Origin of the sequence: Pantoea sp. SIMBA_079 (assembly GCF_046940275.1) — a bacterium.
In the GTDB taxonomy this organism is placed as follows: Bacteria; Pseudomonadota; Gammaproteobacteria; order Enterobacterales; family Enterobacteriaceae; genus Pantoea; species Pantoea borealis.
Window position 1 is genome coordinate 1 of the sequence record NZ_JAWRYR010000902.1, and the last position, 236, is coordinate 236.

Sequence of the window (236 nt, forward strand, 5' to 3'; positions counted from 1 at the left end):
GGATCGGCATCATCGGCGTCTACTCGCCGCAGCTCACCCAGTACCCGATCGGCGCGGCGATGAACAAGAACCTGACCGTGAGGATGGGCAACTGCAACCACCGCGCGGTCACCCCGCCGCTGATCGACCTCGTGACGACCGGGCTGTTCGACCCAACCGGCTTCATCACGCAGGAGGTCGGGGCGGTCGATGCCCTGGAGGCCTACAGCAGCTTCGACCGGCGGGAGGAGGGGTGG

The 236-nt window shown here is 67.4% G+C and carries 1 protein-coding gene; it reads left to right on the forward strand.

The genetic code is table 11. From position 1 onward, the window contains the following. The coding region (locus tag SB719_RS22555) for a hypothetical protein (protein ID WP_412160092.1) at nucleotides 1-236 on the forward strand (236 nt) is incomplete at both ends.